Raw genomic sequence first — 16,571 nt, forward strand, 5'->3', positions numbered from 1 at the left:
TGTTGTCGACTAATAGAAGCTTCAATTATTATGTTAACTGGGCTAATGTAGATGGTTATAAAGGATTTTTGGTTGAGTCCATGCTATGGATGTCTTGATAGGATGTAAGGATGAAAGTTTCAAATCCCAATTTTTCACCCTTATTTCTAAACTTCCCAACGTAAGATTGCTATTTCCGTTTTTATTTGGATTGGCTAAAAGTGAAAGGGAACAGCTCTATAGAGGTAAAAACAAGCTGAAAATCATTCAACATGAATTGGACAGCCCAGATTATCTGGTTTATAGTTTCTCTAAAACAATCGATCTGTTTGATGAAAACAGTATCGAGATGTACTATGATTTTTTTGTTAAAATGGGATTGAAAAACCTCTATCAAAATATAATAGAAAAAAGCACGTTGGACTATATTGCAGGAGTTTTTGTTGGGATGGATTCTAATGGTCGCAAGAACAGGGGTGGAGAAGCATTTGAACTGGCTTGCCAACCATTATTTGAGAATATCTGCTGCAACTGCAAATACCCATTGAAACTTTTGGTACAAAAGCAATTTAAAGGATTAAGCAAATACGGATTTGATATTTCTAAGGATATTGCTAACCGGAAAGCCGACTTTATAGTGGTGGATGTTGAGAAGAAAAAAGCCATTAATTTTGAAGTTAATTTCTACAATGGGTCAGGCTCTAAACCTGAAGAAATTATTGATTCATATATTACTCGCCAAGGTAATTTAAAATCCTCAGGGATAGGTTTTGCCCTTGTGACTGACGGTAAATGCTGGTCGACAGCTTCTAATCAGCTATTGAAGGGATTCAGGCATTTAGACTATCTTCTCAACTTCTATATGCTCAAACACGGTATGTTGGAGGAAATATTAGACAACGTGTTTGGTGAAGATAATGATTGAATCTTATTTTAAATCTCCCAACCGTGACTTTACCCTTCTTCACGGTGATAGTTGCAAGTTGCTCCGCGAATTTGATTTCAAGTTTAATTGTATATTTGCCGATCCGCCATATTTCCTTTCCAATGGCGGTATCAGTGTGCAAAACGGTCAGATTGTCTGCGTAGATAAAGGCGAATGGGACAAGGGTATGACTCCACAGAAAGTGATGGAGTTTAATATGGAATGGATCGGACTTTGCCGGGAGAATGGGTACTTGACCCATTATGTGGCAGTTCTACAACGGGTATTGCTGCAAATCTATTGGGACGACGCTTTTTGGGCATTGACCAAGAAGAAGAGTTTCTGAAGATCAGTGAATGTCGCCGTGAAGAATTGGATGATATCCAAACTTTTCATAAGTATCGTTCTAAAATAAAAGATATTAGTTATGTTGATTTGCAATGTTCACACATTGCGAATGAGGAAACAGATTGCCAATATTGTGATTTACCGTTTTAGGTATTGAAATTTACTCTTATCCTCCTTTTTTCACATAATCTTTCGGCAATATCCCGAATTGTTTCTGGAAGTAACAGACTTCATCCATCTTATCCTCTCTTTCGCGCAAAAGTTCTCCGGCGGATGATGTCCCGTTTGAAAATAAACACTACCTTTGTCTCCTGTAAAAAAACAAGTATGTATCTGACAAGTATGAGCCAGGAGGAACTGTATGCCGAAGCGCATAAAGACCTCATTGCAATATCAACCCCAATGAACATGTTTATAGACAAAGTTCGTAAGAAAGCAGCGATGACGAGTCCATTTCCTGTGGCGCCCCAGCGTATGACTATCACCACTACCCGAAGAAATGTATGGACGCTGGAAGGGAGATACAATTCTTATATGCATGCTTTGGCATTTCAAGCTTACGCTCCAGTCATTGGTGCTTCAAGCAATGGCTATATCCAAATAACAGGTTTCAAGTCCTCAAATATAATAATGCATTACACGGCACACTTCATGCAACGATACAAGGAGCGCTACATTGATCATTATCAAATAGACCTCAAAGGAGAAAGTTTGTACAATTACTTTGTGTATAATAATCCGGATGTATTGTATACTCAAAAGAACAATGGCGGTTATTTCATTGTTTCCGACCATGGCATCGCTGTAGCCGAGTTTAGTGACGAACGAAAGCTTATGACCCATATCACTTTTCTGGGAGATGATGAACTGACTCTGAGGAAACAGCTCATCTATGATGAAGAAATCGGAATCTATAAAGGGGTACTTGAACTGAAACGGTTAAAATTGAGAAATCAACAGGATGACATCATCACAATCTGGAATATCGCAAAGAAGCACCATGCAGGTTTTGAAATGGTGAAGCGTTGGTATAAGTGGAATGGAGTGGAAATATCCGAAGATGAGCTTCATCAATGCATTGAGTGCATTGAGAAGTATCATGTACAATCGCTTGACAAACTAGGCAAACTTATGTCACAGATTTAATAGAGGTAGGAAAACTGATTTTCCTACAGTTTTCGGCCTATACTCTACTCGATAATTTATCTTTTGATTCAGATACTCAGTATGTAAGAGGGCAGACTGCTGTTTGCATCCAGATTCAACTTCTGTTTAAGCCTGTATTTCTTCAGTTCAACCGAACGGAGCGCAATGCCCATAATGACAGAAATCTCTTTCGTAGATAAGTTAGCCCTTAACAGACAGCAAAATTTCAGTTCGGAAGCCGAGAGAGAAGGCTGTGTCGGTATTTGTTTTCCATAGATAGGTTGCCGGTTCGAGGATAATTGATGATATTCCGTTGTCAAGCGAGGGCCAAAGGAAGTTCTTGTCGGCGAAACACAAGCCATGAATATTGAGGTCTTGCAGTTGCGAAGAATGATAATGCGTCTGTTGTCTGTTTTTCAGGTCAATCAGGAACAAGCCGCCACACTTCTGCGTAAACAGTTTGTCACCTGCCGGATAGAGAGAAACACAACAGTCGTTTTTCACCAGATAACCCATATCCTTGCCGTCATACCAGATAATATTGCCGAAAGAATGGAAATACACCTTGCCTTCCGTTTCGGCTATACTCCAAAAAGTCTCCCCTTTGATTCCAAGCTTGTTTACCAGGAACAGAAGAGATGTATAGTTGATTTTTCCGTTCGCATCATATTGCCAGTAGCCGATGTTGTTGTCGCCTGCTGTGTAAATCCGGTTCCCGATACAGCAGACCGCACGTACGGTACTTCGCTCGCCCGGTTCGAGAAGTGCCCAGTCATTGCCGTTATATCTCAGTAGTCCGTTGTTATTGCTGCTGTAAAGAACCTGTCCGGGAGAAACCGTAATGCCCCAGTTCTGAATCCCGCCTTTGTAGTTTTTATAATTATAGTTGGTGATTTGCACAGGTGTCTGTGCTGTGCCCGGCGAGAGACAGGCAAAAGAGGGTATAATCGTAAAATGTAATCATAATATGAAATGTAAAATACGTTGTTGGCGGATAGAGGATGCAGAAGATATTGCAGAGACACTGAATAATAAGAATATACTGGATAACCTGCGGGATGGTATCCCCTTTCCATATACAGTGCATGATGCAAGGGAGTTTATACAGGCAATGAATGCCGCCGATTCGGAAAGTACGTTCTCATTTGCAATAACTGTCGATGATAAGGCAATAGGTAGCATAAGTGCCTTCCGCCAAAGCAACATACATTCGAGAACTGCCGAAGTGGGATATTACATTGCAGAGCCTTATTGGGGTCAAGGTATCGGTACAAGTGCTGTGAAACAGCTATGCGAATATGTTTTTCAAAATACGGATATAATCCGGCTTTTTGCCGAACCCTTTGCACATAATGCCGCTTCTTGCCGCATCCTTGAGAAGTGTGGTTTTGAGTTAGAGGGGACATTGAGGAAGAATGCGGTAAAAAATGGTGTTGTGGTGGATATGAAGATGTATTCAATTCTGAAAGAATGAATCTCGGATTCATCATTTACAAGATATATGTCGGATTATTAAGATGTATACTAATGCACAATTACATTTATTCATCAGGTAGTATTAATGATTTCTTCTATATAAACTAATGGCTTCTTTCTGTCTGTTAACCGATTCTTCCGCATATATTAATCAAATGCACTTGAGCAACTGTGTTGTTGCACTTGTGTATCCGGATGGTTGCCCAAGTCCGTCATGGAAGTTGCTCAAGTGTAAGCAGATACTGCTTTGGAAGGAATGTTTTTGGGGGAAGAAAGACCAAAAAGCGGATGTAATGCATTAATAAATAGAATGTTACAAAGAAAATGCAGTTTTCTCGCAGAAAAAAGCAAAAACATCCTATTGTTTTTTGTGAACTTCTCTTAAAAGAAAGCCTTTTTAGGGGTTAAGTAACTGATTATTAGTTCTGCAACATTTTTGTTTTTCCCCGTATAATACTTAAAATAAGAACAAAAATGTCACAGATAATTTCAACGTTACGGTTGCTCGATGGTAGTAACGGGAAGATTGGTACAATCGGCGATGACGGCGGCGTCTATTCCTTTCTGTTTGAGTTTATGTGCTATCTCTAACGTGCGGTTATGTTCTTCGAGGAACTGGAATACGAGGTGGGACAGATAATCCAGTGCTTTGTACAGGCGTTCCCGACCCTCTTTCTTCCATTTTCGGTTCGTATTTCCTTCTGGCAAACAAAGGTATGAAAAAATATGCAAAGAGCTTATATCATGTTAGAAAACACAATTTTAGGAAATAACAGAAATAAATGCTTTGTTCTTTTGTATGTAATACGATAAAGTTGTATTTTTATAGCCTATAATAATGCAAGATATTTATTTGATATAATATAGTATTGATATACAGATTGTTATATTGTTGTTTTATAAACATGTATAGTATTAAACTTATATACACACAATATGAAGATACACATGCAAACAAAGAACCCGTTCGGATTTATTCTGTTTTCCTTTGGAAAATCCACCATCCGCTGCTTTCGAATATAAAGAAATGATATCCATTAAATTAAATCAACTTAAAAACTTTCAAGTATGACAACCAAAAGAACATTTCAATCATTAGTAGCCATCTTTTCATTGGCATTAATTCTTGTATCCTGTGGACTGGCAAAGAGCAGCGCTCCCCGACCCACCGATACGGTAGGCACAAATCCCGACGAACTAAAAGCAAAATTGGTAGAGATAATGGAGAATGCAGGCGGAACGCTGGAAACGGCGGAGTTTGCCAGTATCACTTCCAGTTGCAGCTATTCAGGTAAAATGAGTTATTCTGTTTACTTGGAAATTGTGAAACCACAGAATAAAAATAAATTAGCCGAGGCTACGTGGTATAGCTCGGAATCGTCTCCCAACGATTTTAGTGTAACGGATATAGTACTGTCAGATTCAAAAAACAATGTGATTAAAGAGTATGACCAATTCAAAGATATACTCTTTACTTATGCCGACATTGAACACTACATCACCCATTCACCTGTTTGCTTTAAAGAAGCACTGGAAGCATCCGGATATGGTACGGACGGTTACATTGAACGTATTGACATTTCCCGGGAGCAACACAATAACAATAAACTAAGAGCAAATATCAAGGTGACGAACAAGAGCAGTAGGACGTTAAACAAATACTATCAGATTCAGGAAGACGGAATGCACATTATTAAGAAATAATGCAAAGCAACGGCAACCGGCCTGTAGGGTGTGTCATGGGCACACCCTACTACACATAAGGAAGATTGTAAAGGGATTATTGTGACATAATTATATAAGAACCATTGAAATGTATGCTCGTCTATATGGCAGAGACAACTAGAAGATTCCTCTTTGGTTGTTCGGTTTCCTATATTAAAATTCTCATCCTTTCTTCACATAGTCTTTCGGCAATATCCCGAATTGCTTCTGGAAGCAGCGTGCGAAGTATGAAGGATTATTAAATCCTACGATGTAGCAGACTTCGTTAATCCGGTACTCCCCTTCCCGCAAAAGTTCTCCCGCAGTTTTGAGCCGAATCAACCGGATATAATCATTGGGCGGCATTCCTGTCAATCCTTTCAATTTGCGCTGTAAGTTGGAACGGCTGATAGCCATCTCTTCCGCCATCTTGTCGATGGTAAATTCTTCATTGGTGAAATTGCGGGTAATGATTTCATTGATCGTGTCCAGCCATTTCACGTCTGTTTTATTCATCAATGTCTGGTCGTATGACATATTCGGTACCGTTGTAAAGTGGTTGAACAGCATGCGCCGGTTTTCCAGCAGATTATTGATGGTGGCTTTCATGTGGCTTAGCGAGAAAGGCTTTTCTATATAAGCGTCCGCGCCATAGTCAAGACCGGCAATTTTTGAATCTATGCTGTCGAGTGCCGAAAGCAGGATAAACGGGATATGGCAAAGCATATTGTCAGAACGGATGGACTTTAACAATTCGAATCCGTCCATGTGAGGCATGACGATGTCGCTGATAATAAGATCTACTGTCGTTGTCTCCAGACATTCCAACGCTTCCTTTCCATTGGCGGCTGTATGGATGGTATAGGTATTTCCCAGATTCTTAGCCAGAAACTCCAGCATATCCGTCGTGTCTTCCACTACCAGAAGAGAGTAACCGGCGGGGTCGCTTTCTTCTTCCAGAGCGGGAACTTTGTCGGGCATGGAAGTGATGGAAGGGCTGACAGAGATGCTTTTCTCCAAATACGGAATTTCCACGCATACCTCGCATCCTTCCGTATAGCCGGGATTGATATAAACCTTCCCTTTATGCTTCTCCACCAACAATTTGACGAGACTTAATCCGATTCCTACTCCCGAACCGTTGTTTCCTGTGTTTCCCACCTGATAAAACGGTTCGAAAACCTTGCTGCACTCCTCTTGTGGAATACCCGGGCCGTCGTCACGTACACACAGGGAAAGCGTACGCCCTTCAGCAGACAGATGTTCGTCCAAAATCACCATAATGCGGGTGCGGGCATATTTCATGGCATTCGTCAGCAGGTTGCTGATAATTTTAGTCAGCGCTTCCTGGTCTACATTATATTGCAGATGTTCTTTCGGCAGAGAGACACTGAAGGAGATTCCGGTCAGGGAGATGGCACGGAAACGGTCGATGATGTCCTCTGCCATCCGGTTGATATCCACTTCATTGAATGAAAGCGTATAACCTTCCTTGTCCACTTTGCGGAAGTCGAGCAATTGTTTGATAAGCTCCATCAGCCGGTTGGTATTCTTTTGTATCACAGACAGGTTGCTTTCCACTTCACTGTTCCATTCATGTGTTTCCAAAATCGCTTCCAGCGGAGCTTTGATAAGACTTACCGGAGTCTTGATTTCATGCGCCACTTGAGTGAAGAATGTAATTTTCGACTGGAACAATTCCTGATTCTTGATTTGTTCCATCTCTTTCATCTTTCTTGCTTTCACAACCTGCTGTTTACGCAAATAAAGCCGTATCAGGAAATATGCGAGACCACACGCTATTAGTAAATAGAAAATCTTGGCATAAATGGTCTTCCAGGGTGGAGGAAGTATTTCAATATGCAGGCAACAGTCGTCATTGCTCCAATATTCATCGTTGTTACTCGCTTTCACACGGAAAGTATATTCACCCGGGGGCAGGTTGAGGAAAGATACGTTATGTTTATCCGTATATATCCATTCTTTGTGAATACCGTCCAGTTTGTAGGCATATAAATTCTTGCTGGGAGCCACATAACTAAGACTTTCGAATGCGATGTCGAACGATACCACCTGATAAGGAATCGTTACTTGTCCGCTAAGAGCAGGTATACGCTTGCTAAGGCTTACTTTGTCGTCGGGGCTGTGCATATATACCGCTGAGATAGACGCCGTAGGCCTTACCTTATTAATAGATAATTTGAACGGATAGAAACTATTGAACCCGTTCACTCCACCGAAATAGAATTTCCCGTCACTGGCTTGCAGGGAAGAACGGAAATTGAACTGGTTGCTTTGCAATCCATCTTCGATGGTATAGAGCTGTGCCCGTTTGTTTTGAGGCTCATACCGGATCAGTCCCCTGTTGGAAGAAAGCCAGTAGTTACCCGATTGATCGTCCAGTATGCCATAGATGATATTGTTCGGCAGATTCTCTTTGGTGGAGAAGTTTTCAAAACGGTCTTCCTGATAGTGATAACGGCAGATGCCACCGCCTTCGGTACAGAACCATAGATGTTGCTTATGATCGATATACACACGGATTACCCAGTTGCTGCAAGGAGAATCAGGGTTCTCCGGGTCGTTGCGATAGTTATGCAATTTGCCGGTTTGGCGGTTGTAACGCCAGATACCGTCCCTTTTGCTTGCCAGCCACAAGTCCCCATGTTGGTCTTCAACCATGTCGTAGATAAAGATATGGCTTAAAGGTTCCAATGTCCGGAAAGAGTCACTTTCCAGATCATACCGGCAGAATCCGGAAAGCGTACCTAGAAAGATGCTGCCATCTTTCGTTTGATAAATGGAGTAGATATGGTCGTTAGGAATTGAATGTGGGTTTGCGCGGTTATGGCGATAGTTTTTCATTTTTCCCGTTTGAGTATCCAGGATATATAATCCCCGTGAGAAACTGCCAATCCACAATTTTCCTTCATTGTAGAGCGGTGCATGGATATTGTGATAACCGATAGTAGGGTTACTGCTTCTCAACAGATGATTCTTAAACTTCTTCGTGCGGGGATCAAAGAGATTCAGTCCCCCGTCTTCGGTAGCAATCCAGATGTTACCGTCAGGAGCTTCGCAGAATTGGCTGATTACATTTCCCGAAAGAGAATTTTCCGTACCATTGGGATAATACCACTCGATATCCTTATGCTTGGGAGACAGGTAACTCACTCCACTGAAATAAGTCCCGATCCAGATTCCCCCTTCCCTATCCTGATAACAGGCATAGATACTCTCCTTGCTTTGTCCGTCGTCAGTAGGCAGACATTCTCCTGTCGTGGTGTTGAATGTATAAAGTCCGTCGTCGGAGCCGAGATAGAAAGAGTTGGCCGTCCGTTGAAACAAGGTGCGGATGCGCGGAATGGTAAGTGTGTCCCCTTCTCCGAAGTAATAGCGGAATTGCCCTGTCTCTTTATTGAAACGTGCCAGTCCCCCGTACCATGTACCTGCCCATAATACTCCCTGCGAACTTTCCATCAAAGAGATAATCTCGTTGCAGGCAGGACGTCCGAAAGAAGTGCCCTCGGATATATATCCTGTGAAGTTGTCCGTACGTTGGTTGTATTTCGCCAGCCCATTCCGGGTACCTATCCAGATAGTCCCGAACGAGTCGGTATAAATCACCCACACGTGATTGTCCGGCAATGAATGAGGATCGGAAAGAGAATGCAGATATTGCCTCAACGTACCTTTCTTCTCGTTGTAGACAAACAGTCCGTTGGTTGTTCCGATCCATAACTGCCCGTCATTGTCGTATGCCATTCCGAATACGCTGTTGACTGACGCTCCGTCTTCCGTCTGTTTATCGAATACGGCGAACTTTTCTTCGTGTGAATCAAATAGATACAGCTTCTCCGTACTTGCCACCCAAATATGATTGTTATCCTGATGGCGGCAGATTGTTACTATGTTCATATAGCTGTTTCCACCGTTTTCCGAAGAATGTCCGTAGTTGGTAAATTCAATGCCGTTGAAACGATTCAGCCCGTCCTGCGTTGCAAACCACATATATCCGATGCTATCCTGAAGGATGCTCCGGACACAGTTGCCCGATAACCCCGATCGAACGTCATATTTCTTGTAGATATTGGCGAAGGCCAGAGAAACCGATGCCAGCAGTATACATATAGATAAGATGGATCGTTTCATAATTTCCTTTATTTCACGTCGTCCCACGTATCCGTGCGGAACGGGAAAGCACTCAATCCGAAAGTATTCCGCAGCGTGATATTTCCCACATAATTACGGAAAGCATAGCGCACGGCAACCGGTTGGGTTACCTCTTCACTCCACACTTCTACTGTGTTGGTACGTCCTACAATCTTTGCTTTCGCCGGATAGAACTTCTTGTCCGCTCCCGCAATCTCGAATCCTTCCAGTTCGGAAAAAGTAGGAAACAACCCCGCAGGTGCATTATCAAATGTCACTATAGCCTTTTTGTCCGCATAGTCCACTTTGGTCATCGTCGGGCCGTTGGGCGGCAACCGGCGGACACCGTATGTTTTAGTCAGTGCAAGCGTAGCCAACCGAAGCCCTACTACATCCTTCTGTGGCGGATGGATGCAGAATTCATCACCGATATCCGTAGTGGGTATCATGCCCGAATTGGGAATCGTTTTCAGTGCTTCCATCTGTGCTTCACGCAACAGGGCGGCACCCGTATTCCGGCTGTTTTCATATTGGTAAGGAGCAATCTGTACATAATAGAAAGGCATATCGGGTGCTTCCCATATATTTCTCCATAGTTGTACCATGGCACTCATCATCGGAGCATAAAATTGGTAATTGGATATGTTCGATTCTCCCTGATACCAAAGGAAACCGCGTGCTGTGAAGTTCTTAACAGGCCATAACATCGAGTTGTACAGACATTCCAAACGCTGGTGCACCCCTCTTTTAGGATTTTTGGCAGCTTCAATGTTCATACCTTCCACGGTTTTCAATGTCGGTTCATCCATCCATGCTTCGATCGCCGAACCTCCCCAATTGTTGATAACCAGTCCTACCGGAAGATGGAGACTTTCAGTCAGTTGGCGGGCAAAGAAATAGGCGGCGGCACTGCAATCAATGGTCGTTTCGGGTGACGATACTTCCCATTTTCTTTTCTCGAAATCCGTACGGCGTTCTGTTTCGTTGGTTCTCGGTACGGTAATAAAACGGATACGGTCGCGATAATTTCCCGAGTTCAGCAGCGTTTCAAGTGAGTGGTCAATGGGTTGTGCCGCATTTCCCATCATACGCATTTCCATGTTCGACTGTCCGGAGCAGATCCACACCTCCCCTATCAGTATATCCGAGAGAGTGACCGGAGTGCCGTCACTGATCGTAATAGAATAAGGAGTATATCCTCCTTCGGGAGTGTCTACTTTCACCAACCAGCTCCCGTCTTTATCTGTAGACGCTTGATAAGTCCGATTGTTCCACGAAGTGGTGACGGTTACTTTTTTGCCGTCCGCCCAACCCCATAACTTAACGGAGCTGTTCTGTTGGAGTACCATGTGGTCTCCCATCATTGCAGGAAGTTTTACTTTGCCTTGTGCAATCGGCAGGAATAAAAGTGATAAAATAAGAAGTAGAAAATGTTTTTTCATACTGTTTTTATTAGATATTCGACGAATAGTTATTAGGTATCAGGCAAAAATACAACCTATTTTTAAATATGGAATAAAACTAGCTAGTCATTTTCTGATAAAAGCTGGTCGAAATCTTAAAAGCTTGATTTTCCTTTTCATTCTCCGCCGAATTTTCTTAATTAGTGGCATCAATCGCCTAAACAGTATTATTAGGTTGGCTAAATATCCCATTTCTTTGCATTGTGAGTATTTAACAACCTAATTGTTTCATTAAATCTAATAAAATGAAAAAGAAGCATTGTCTATTATTTTTATTGGCTTCGCTCTTTTTACTGACAGATGTGGTGTGGGCACAAACATCTGCTACAGTAAGTGGAGTAGTGATCGATGAGAATGGAGAAACCCTGCCGGGTGTTTCCGTCGTCGAAGTAGGTACAACGAACGGTGTCCTGACAGACCTGAACGGACACTACACCTTAAAAACAACTTCTGCCAAACCTTCCGTTTCTTTCAGTTACATTGGTTATCAGACCACCACGCTTCCCCTGAACGGACGTACGAAACTCGATGTACAGATGAAAGTGGAAACGAAAGTACTGGATGAAGTAGTGGTAGTGGGCTACGGTGTACAGAAGAAAGTGAACCTGACCGGTTCTGTGACTTCCATCAACTTTGCCGACCAGACGGAAGGACGACCCATCATGAGTGTTTCTTCCGCCCTTTCGGGACTCGCCGCCGGTATGAACGTCACACAAGCTTCGGGACAACCCGGCTCGGACGGTGCCACCATCCGCGTGCGTGGTAACGGTACGTTCAATACCAACTCCCCATTGGTCCTGGTGGACGGTATCGAATGGAGCATGGACAATGTGAACCCCAACGACATCGAAAGCATCTCCGTACTGAAAGACGCTGCCTCCACAGCTATTTATGGTACGCGCGCCGCCAACGGAGTCATCCTTATCACCACCAAAAACGGGAAAGGCAAACCGCAAATCTCCTATTCTTATTCGGGAGTCGTGCAGATGCCCTACAATAACCTCTCTTTCGTAAACGACTATGCCCGTTATATGGGACTGGTGAACGAGGCTTGCGACAATGTGAATACCAAAGGTATCTTCTCGCAGGAAAGCATCGACCGCTGGAGGGCTGCTTCTGCCGATCCGAACGGGTTGAACGAGTACGGAGTACCCAATTACGTAGCTTATCCCAACACCGATTGGTTCGACGAAGTATTCGACACCGGATATTCGCAAGAGCACAACCTGTCTGTCTCCGGCAGCTCGGAGAAAGTGAAATACATGCTTTCCTTGGGCTATCTCGACAATCAGGGAGTCATGAACCGCTGGAATCTCGACTCAAGTACGCAGAAAATCAATTTCCGTACCAACCTGGAAGCTAAGATAGTGAAATGGATGACCGTCGGCACCCGTCTTTACGGGCAAAAGCAGGATTATGGAATGGCTAATATCAGCAACGGATTCAAGTATCTCTATCAGACCACTCCGGGTGTATATCCCGGCGAGCCGAACTATTGGGGACGTGCCGCACTGGCCAGTGAAGAATCTTCCAATGCCAATAATATCTTCGGTCAGATGGCGGGAGCCACCGGTTTCAATACCGTATGGCGTCTCAACGCTTCGGTCTATGGAATTATCACTCCCTATAAAGGGCTCAACATTGAAGGTACCTTCAACTATTCGCCGACATTCACCGACAAGTCTTCTTACAGTCGCCAGAATGGTTATTGGGACTACGTCACCGACCAGCGTGTCAGTGAAAGCGCGTTGGAGAACGCTTCCATCACCAATACGAGCGCACGCACCTGGCGTCAGAGTGCTGAAATACTGGTACGCTACAATACGACCATCAAGAAAGACCACGATCTGGGCGCACTGCTCGGATATTCCGCACAGGAATATTACAGCAAGAGCTTTGCCGTTTCCCGTAAAGGCGCTACGGACTGGACGCTGAACGAACTAAGCACTTATGAGACGCTCGTCAGCTCTTCCAGCTCATCACCTGCCAAATGGGGACTGCTCTCTTACTTCGGCCGTGTCAACTACGGATATAAAGGACGTTATCTCTTCGAAGCCAACCTTCGTGCCGATGCCTCCTCCCGTTTCGGTGTGAACCAGCGTTGGGGATATTTCCCTTCGTTCTCCGGTGGATGGCGTATCTCGGAAGAATCGTTCATGCAAGGAGCATCGGACTATCTCTCCAACCTGAAACTGCGTGTTTCCTGGGGAAAGACAGGTAACAACTCTACGGGCAACTACGACTGGCAGGCAAACTACGCCACAGGCAATGTTGTAATCGATGGTGAAGGAACCAAAGGACTGGTACGCAAGAAACTAAGCAACGACAAACTGCATTGGGAAAGTACTGCCACCACCGACATCGGACTTGATTTCGGCTTCTTCAACAACCGCCTGACGGGTGAAATAGACTATTATAATAAGTATACTTCGGACATTCTCTACCATCCCGAACTCTATCTTTCGATGGGTGTCATAGGCTCTGCTCCCGAGAATCTGGGTGAAGTGCGCAACCGTGGTGTTGAATTTACCCTCAACTGGAACGACCGCATCGGAAAAGATTTCGAATACCGGGTGGGTATGAATTTCTCTTTCAACGCCAACAAAGTAATGAAGTTCAAAGGCGAACTCCAGAAATACTGGACGTATGATGCGCAGGGAAACAAAGTGAGCTATGTCAACAACTTCAGTGATGTCTCCGAATCCGGTTTCGGAGGTTACATCTGCGAAGGCCGCCAACTTGGGGAAACCTATATGTATAAGGTGTACAGAGGTTCCGGCGAAGGCTATACCGGAGGTGCGGTGGATATCCATGCGGGGCCGAAGGACGGAATGATACGTACGAAAGAAGATATGGTATGGGTGCAGGCCATGATTGACTCCGGTTATTCGTTCGGAGGAATGAAGACAGTTGCCAAAGACCAGCTTTGGTATGGTGATATACTCTATGCCGACAGCAACGGTGATATGAACTACGGCGATACCAACGACCGGGATTTCTCCGGACACACCAGTGTCCCCAAATTCAACCTGGGTTTCAACTGTGCCTTCTCTTACAAGAACATTGATTTCTCCATGTTATGGTCGGGAGCTTTCGGGCATTACCTCAACTGGAATACGGATTACTACAACTCGACACTAGTCAGCCACGGATATGGCATTATCGAGCATATCGCCGATAACCATTACTTCTTCGATCCTTCCAACCCGGACGATCCGCGCACCAACCAGTGGGGCAAATATCCCCGCCTGACATACGGTACTACCTATAATAACAGAATCCAGAGCGACTGGAACGAATATAAGGGCGACTACTTCAAGTTGAAGAATATCCAGATCGGCTATACGTTGCCGCAACGGATTTCCAGCAAGTTCTTTGTTAATAAGCTCCGTGCTTTCGTGTCGATGGACAATATCCTGACGATTACTAGTTATCCGGGACTCGATCCGGAGATAGGAACTGCTATCGGTTATCCATTGATGCGTCAGATCTCTTTTGGCGGACAGATTACCTTTTAATGATGTAGAACTAAAAAACAGAATCTGATATGAAAAAGATATTAATGATTTTAACGATGGCGTTGGCGGCTACTTCCTGCATGGATATTCTCGATGTGGCTCCGGAAGACCAGATCGCAAGTGAAAACATGTGGACCACGGAGGAGCTTGCCGACAAGGGAATGGCAGGACTTTACTTCCCGTTCTATGCCACCCAACTCTCCTCCACCCAGCTTCGCCGTGCCGACGGACTGAACCGTCAGGGAATCGAAGCTATGAGCTTTGCAACCGATTATTATTCCAACAACTATCCGGTGGAACTGCTTTCGCTGGCTACCAAGCCTGCCAATGACTTTCAGGTGTGGTATGAATGGAAGTTCTGTTACACCATTATCCATGCGTGTAACGATGCGATTGCCAATCTGCATAAAGCGGGTATGAGTACTGATAAACTGGCACGTTACCAATGCGAAGCCCGTTTCCTCCGTGCCTGGGCGTACAATCGTCTGAATATGCTTTATCAGGGTGTCCCCGTTTATCTGGAACCTATCAATAACGAAGACTGTACCCGTGGCCAATCTTCGGTAGATGAGGTATGGCAAGTGATTCTGGATGATTTGACGTATTGCATCAACAATCCCGACTTCCCCAATAACACGCTGAATGAAAACTACGGCCGTCCTTCTAAAGGTGCCGCTTATGCCCTGCGTGGTATGGTGTATATGTGGAAGAAGCAATACAAGGAAGCAGGCAACGATTTCAAAGAAGTGGAAACGTGTGGTTATGGCTTGTGGACAGGCGAATATGCCGACTTCTTCAAATATGAAAACGAGAAAGACAAAGAAATGATCTTCTCGCTCCAGTTCAGCGAAGAAACCGGTTATTGTGATAACATTCAGCAAATGACCGGTGCCCGCGATACGTATGATGGCTGGACGGAAATAAAACCTTCTGCAGACTTTGTGGACTACTATAAGAACGCCGACGGATCGGACTTCAAATGGTCGGAAGTAGACGGCCTGCAAGACTGGGACTTGCTGACTCCAAAACAGCGTGAAATCTTCTTCTGCCGTGACGGACTGGAATCCATGTCCTCACAAAAGAATGCGCTTATCAAACGGGTAGGCGAAGATATCTATCAGAAATATTACCTGAACAGCGGTAATGAAGCCCGCATCAAAAAGGCGTATGACAGTCGTGACCCGCGTCTGCAACAGACCGTCGTCACTCCTTATGTGCCGGTAGACTGCTACAAGCCTAATTATGCAGGAGATGCCAACCAGATCGGTAAACAACTCCGTTGGCCGTTGAAGGAACAGGGCACGAATGGTGGAGACTTCTGGCTCGATAAACGTACTTCTGCTTTCTACTGCTATCGCAAGTACAATGAGTTTGAGAAAGGACGTTTGATTAGCCGGAGCCGTTGCCATACCGACTGGCCGTTGATTCGCTATACCGATGTACTGTTGCAGTACGCCGAAGCATTGGCGCAGACCGATCAGTTGGGAGAAGCCATCCGCCTGGTGAATAAAGTGCGTACCCGCGCCCACATGCCTGCACTGATAGAGGGCGGAAGCGGCCCGTGCGCAGTGAACGGAAAGGAAGACATGCTCGAAAGGATACGTTATGAACGTCGCGTGGAATTCTGCTTGGAAGGAATCAACTTCTTCGATGAAGTACGTTGGGGAACCTACAAAGAAACCAAATTCCAGGGGAAAGACGTGAATGGCGGCAAGTCCTGGTGGGGCGATATGGTAGAGTATAACTGGTATTACACCGATTATATGTGGCCGTGGACTGCTCCTATCGTTGAAACGCAAAAGAACCCGAACCTGACTAAACGAAGCGGTTGGGCGTATTAATCATAAAGATTTGAATAAG

At 44.3% G+C, this 16,571-nt stretch carries 11 protein-coding genes and 1 pseudogene; 7 read left to right on the plus strand and 5 right to left on the minus strand.

Annotation, left to right across the window (positions count from 1 at the left end; translation table 11 throughout):
• The first annotated feature begins 85 nt into the window (after positions 1–85).
• The 3 genes and pseudogenes from AB5443_RS16140 to AB5443_RS16150 all read left to right on the plus strand — a co-directional run bounded on the left by AB5443_RS16140 (position 86) and on the right by AB5443_RS16150 (position 2,398).
• Entirely contained in the window at positions 86–904 is an 819-nt protein-coding gene (locus AB5443_RS16140; RefSeq protein WP_277130039.1) for a DpnII family type II restriction endonuclease, read from the plus strand.
• Positions 897–1,402, plus strand: a pseudogene (locus AB5443_RS16145) (DNA methyltransferase). The gene AB5443_RS16140 and the pseudogene AB5443_RS16145 overlap by 8 nt, the downstream one beginning before the upstream one ends.
• A 177-nt stretch (positions 1,403–1,579) precedes the next feature.
• Positions 1,580–2,398 (plus strand): hypothetical protein, encoded by an 819-nt coding sequence (locus AB5443_RS16150; protein WP_277130037.1) that lies wholly within the window; start codon positions 1,580–1,582, stop codon positions 2,396–2,398.
• Between the two features lie 68 nt (positions 2,399–2,466).
• Here AB5443_RS16150 and AB5443_RS16155 read toward each other — a convergent pair whose 3' ends face one another.
• Entirely contained in the window at positions 2,467–2,718 is a 252-nt protein-coding gene (locus AB5443_RS16155) for a LuxR C-terminal-related transcriptional regulator (protein ID WP_349815024.1), read from the minus strand.
• Positions 2,600–3,298 (minus strand): hypothetical protein, encoded by a 699-nt coding sequence (locus AB5443_RS16160; RefSeq protein WP_368113687.1) that lies wholly within the window; start codon positions 3,296–3,298, stop codon positions 2,600–2,602. Before AB5443_RS16160 ends, AB5443_RS16155 begins: the two co-directional genes overlap by 119 nt.
• Positions 3,299–3,365: 67 nt before the next feature.
• On the opposite strand from AB5443_RS16160, the gene AB5443_RS16165 reads away from it, so the two are divergent.
• Positions 3,366–3,872 carry a GNAT family N-acetyltransferase gene (locus tag AB5443_RS16165; protein ID WP_277130032.1) on the plus strand — a complete coding sequence of 169 codons (507 nt, stop codon included), beginning with the start codon at positions 3,366–3,368 and terminating at the stop codon, positions 3,870–3,872.
• Between the two features lie 497 nt (positions 3,873–4,369).
• Here the strand turns inward: AB5443_RS16165 and AB5443_RS16170 are convergent, their stop codons facing one another.
• Positions 4,370–4,582 (minus strand): hypothetical protein, encoded by a 213-nt coding sequence (locus tag AB5443_RS16170; protein ID WP_195407710.1) that lies wholly within the window; start codon positions 4,580–4,582, stop codon positions 4,370–4,372.
• 360 nt (positions 4,583–4,942) lie between these two features.
• On the opposite strand from AB5443_RS16170, the gene AB5443_RS16175 reads away from it, so the two are divergent.
• Complete coding sequence (locus AB5443_RS16175) at positions 4,943–5,578, plus strand: hypothetical protein (RefSeq protein WP_073347048.1); 636 nt, start codon at positions 4,943–4,945, stop codon at positions 5,576–5,578.
• Positions 5,579–5,761: 183 nt separating this feature from the next.
• Here AB5443_RS16175 and AB5443_RS16180 read toward each other — a convergent pair whose 3' ends face one another.
• Together AB5443_RS16180 and AB5443_RS16185 are read right to left on the minus strand one after the other, a co-directional pair.
• The gene (locus AB5443_RS16180) at positions 5,762–9,730 is read right to left on the minus strand and encodes a two-component regulator propeller domain-containing protein (RefSeq protein ID WP_368113688.1); all 3,969 of its coding nucleotides are present in this window, start codon (positions 9,728–9,730) and stop codon (positions 5,762–5,764) included.
• An 8-nt stretch (positions 9,731–9,738) separates the two neighbouring features.
• Positions 9,739–11,172, minus strand: a complete 1,434-nt coding sequence (locus AB5443_RS16185) for a sialate O-acetylesterase (protein ID WP_277130026.1) — start codon at positions 11,170–11,172, stop codon at positions 9,739–9,741.
• 266 nt (positions 11,173–11,438) lie between these two features.
• On the opposite strand from AB5443_RS16185, the gene AB5443_RS16190 reads away from it, so the two are divergent.
• Together AB5443_RS16190 and AB5443_RS16195 are read left to right on the plus strand one after the other, a co-directional pair.
• The gene (locus tag AB5443_RS16190; protein WP_277130024.1) at positions 11,439–14,711 is read left to right on the plus strand and encodes a TonB-dependent receptor; all 3,273 of its coding nucleotides are present in this window, start codon (positions 11,439–11,441) and stop codon (positions 14,709–14,711) included.
• A gap of 29 nt (positions 14,712–14,740) precedes the next feature.
• Entirely contained in the window at positions 14,741–16,552 is a 1,812-nt protein-coding gene (locus AB5443_RS16195) for a RagB/SusD family nutrient uptake outer membrane protein (protein ID WP_277130022.1), read from the plus strand.
• Positions 16,553–16,571 lie beyond the last annotated feature (19 nt).

It is taken from the genome of Bacteroides sp. RTP21281st1_H5_RTP21281_210402, from assembly GCF_040918965.1.
Classification (GTDB): domain Bacteria; phylum Bacteroidota; class Bacteroidia; order Bacteroidales; family Bacteroidaceae; genus Bacteroides; species Bacteroides congonensis.

Bases quoted from the DNA above. Each gene is read 5' to 3' on its own strand.
- AB5443_RS16190 (WP_277130024.1), top strand. From the start codon at position 11,439: ATGAAAAAGAAGCATTGTCTATTATTTTTATTGGCTTCGCTCTTTTTA.
- AB5443_RS16140 (WP_277130039.1), top strand. From the start codon at position 86: ATGGATGTCTTGATAGGATGTAAGGATGAAAGTTTCAAATCCCAATTT.
- AB5443_RS16185 (WP_277130026.1), bottom strand. From the start codon at position 11,172: ATGAAAAAACATTTTCTACTTCTTATTTTATCACTTTTATTCCTGCCG.
- AB5443_RS16180 (WP_368113688.1), bottom strand. From the start codon at position 9,730: ATGAAACGATCCATCTTATCTATATGTATACTGCTGGCATCGGTTTCT.
- AB5443_RS16165 (WP_277130032.1), top strand. From the start codon at position 3,366: ATGAAATGTAAAATACGTTGTTGGCGGATAGAGGATGCAGAAGATATT.
- AB5443_RS16150 (WP_277130037.1), top strand. From the start codon at position 1,580: ATGTATCTGACAAGTATGAGCCAGGAGGAACTGTATGCCGAAGCGCAT.
- AB5443_RS16195 (WP_277130022.1), top strand. From the start codon at position 14,741: ATGAAAAAGATATTAATGATTTTAACGATGGCGTTGGCGGCTACTTCC.
- AB5443_RS16175 (WP_073347048.1), top strand. From the start codon at position 4,943: ATGACAACCAAAAGAACATTTCAATCATTAGTAGCCATCTTTTCATTG.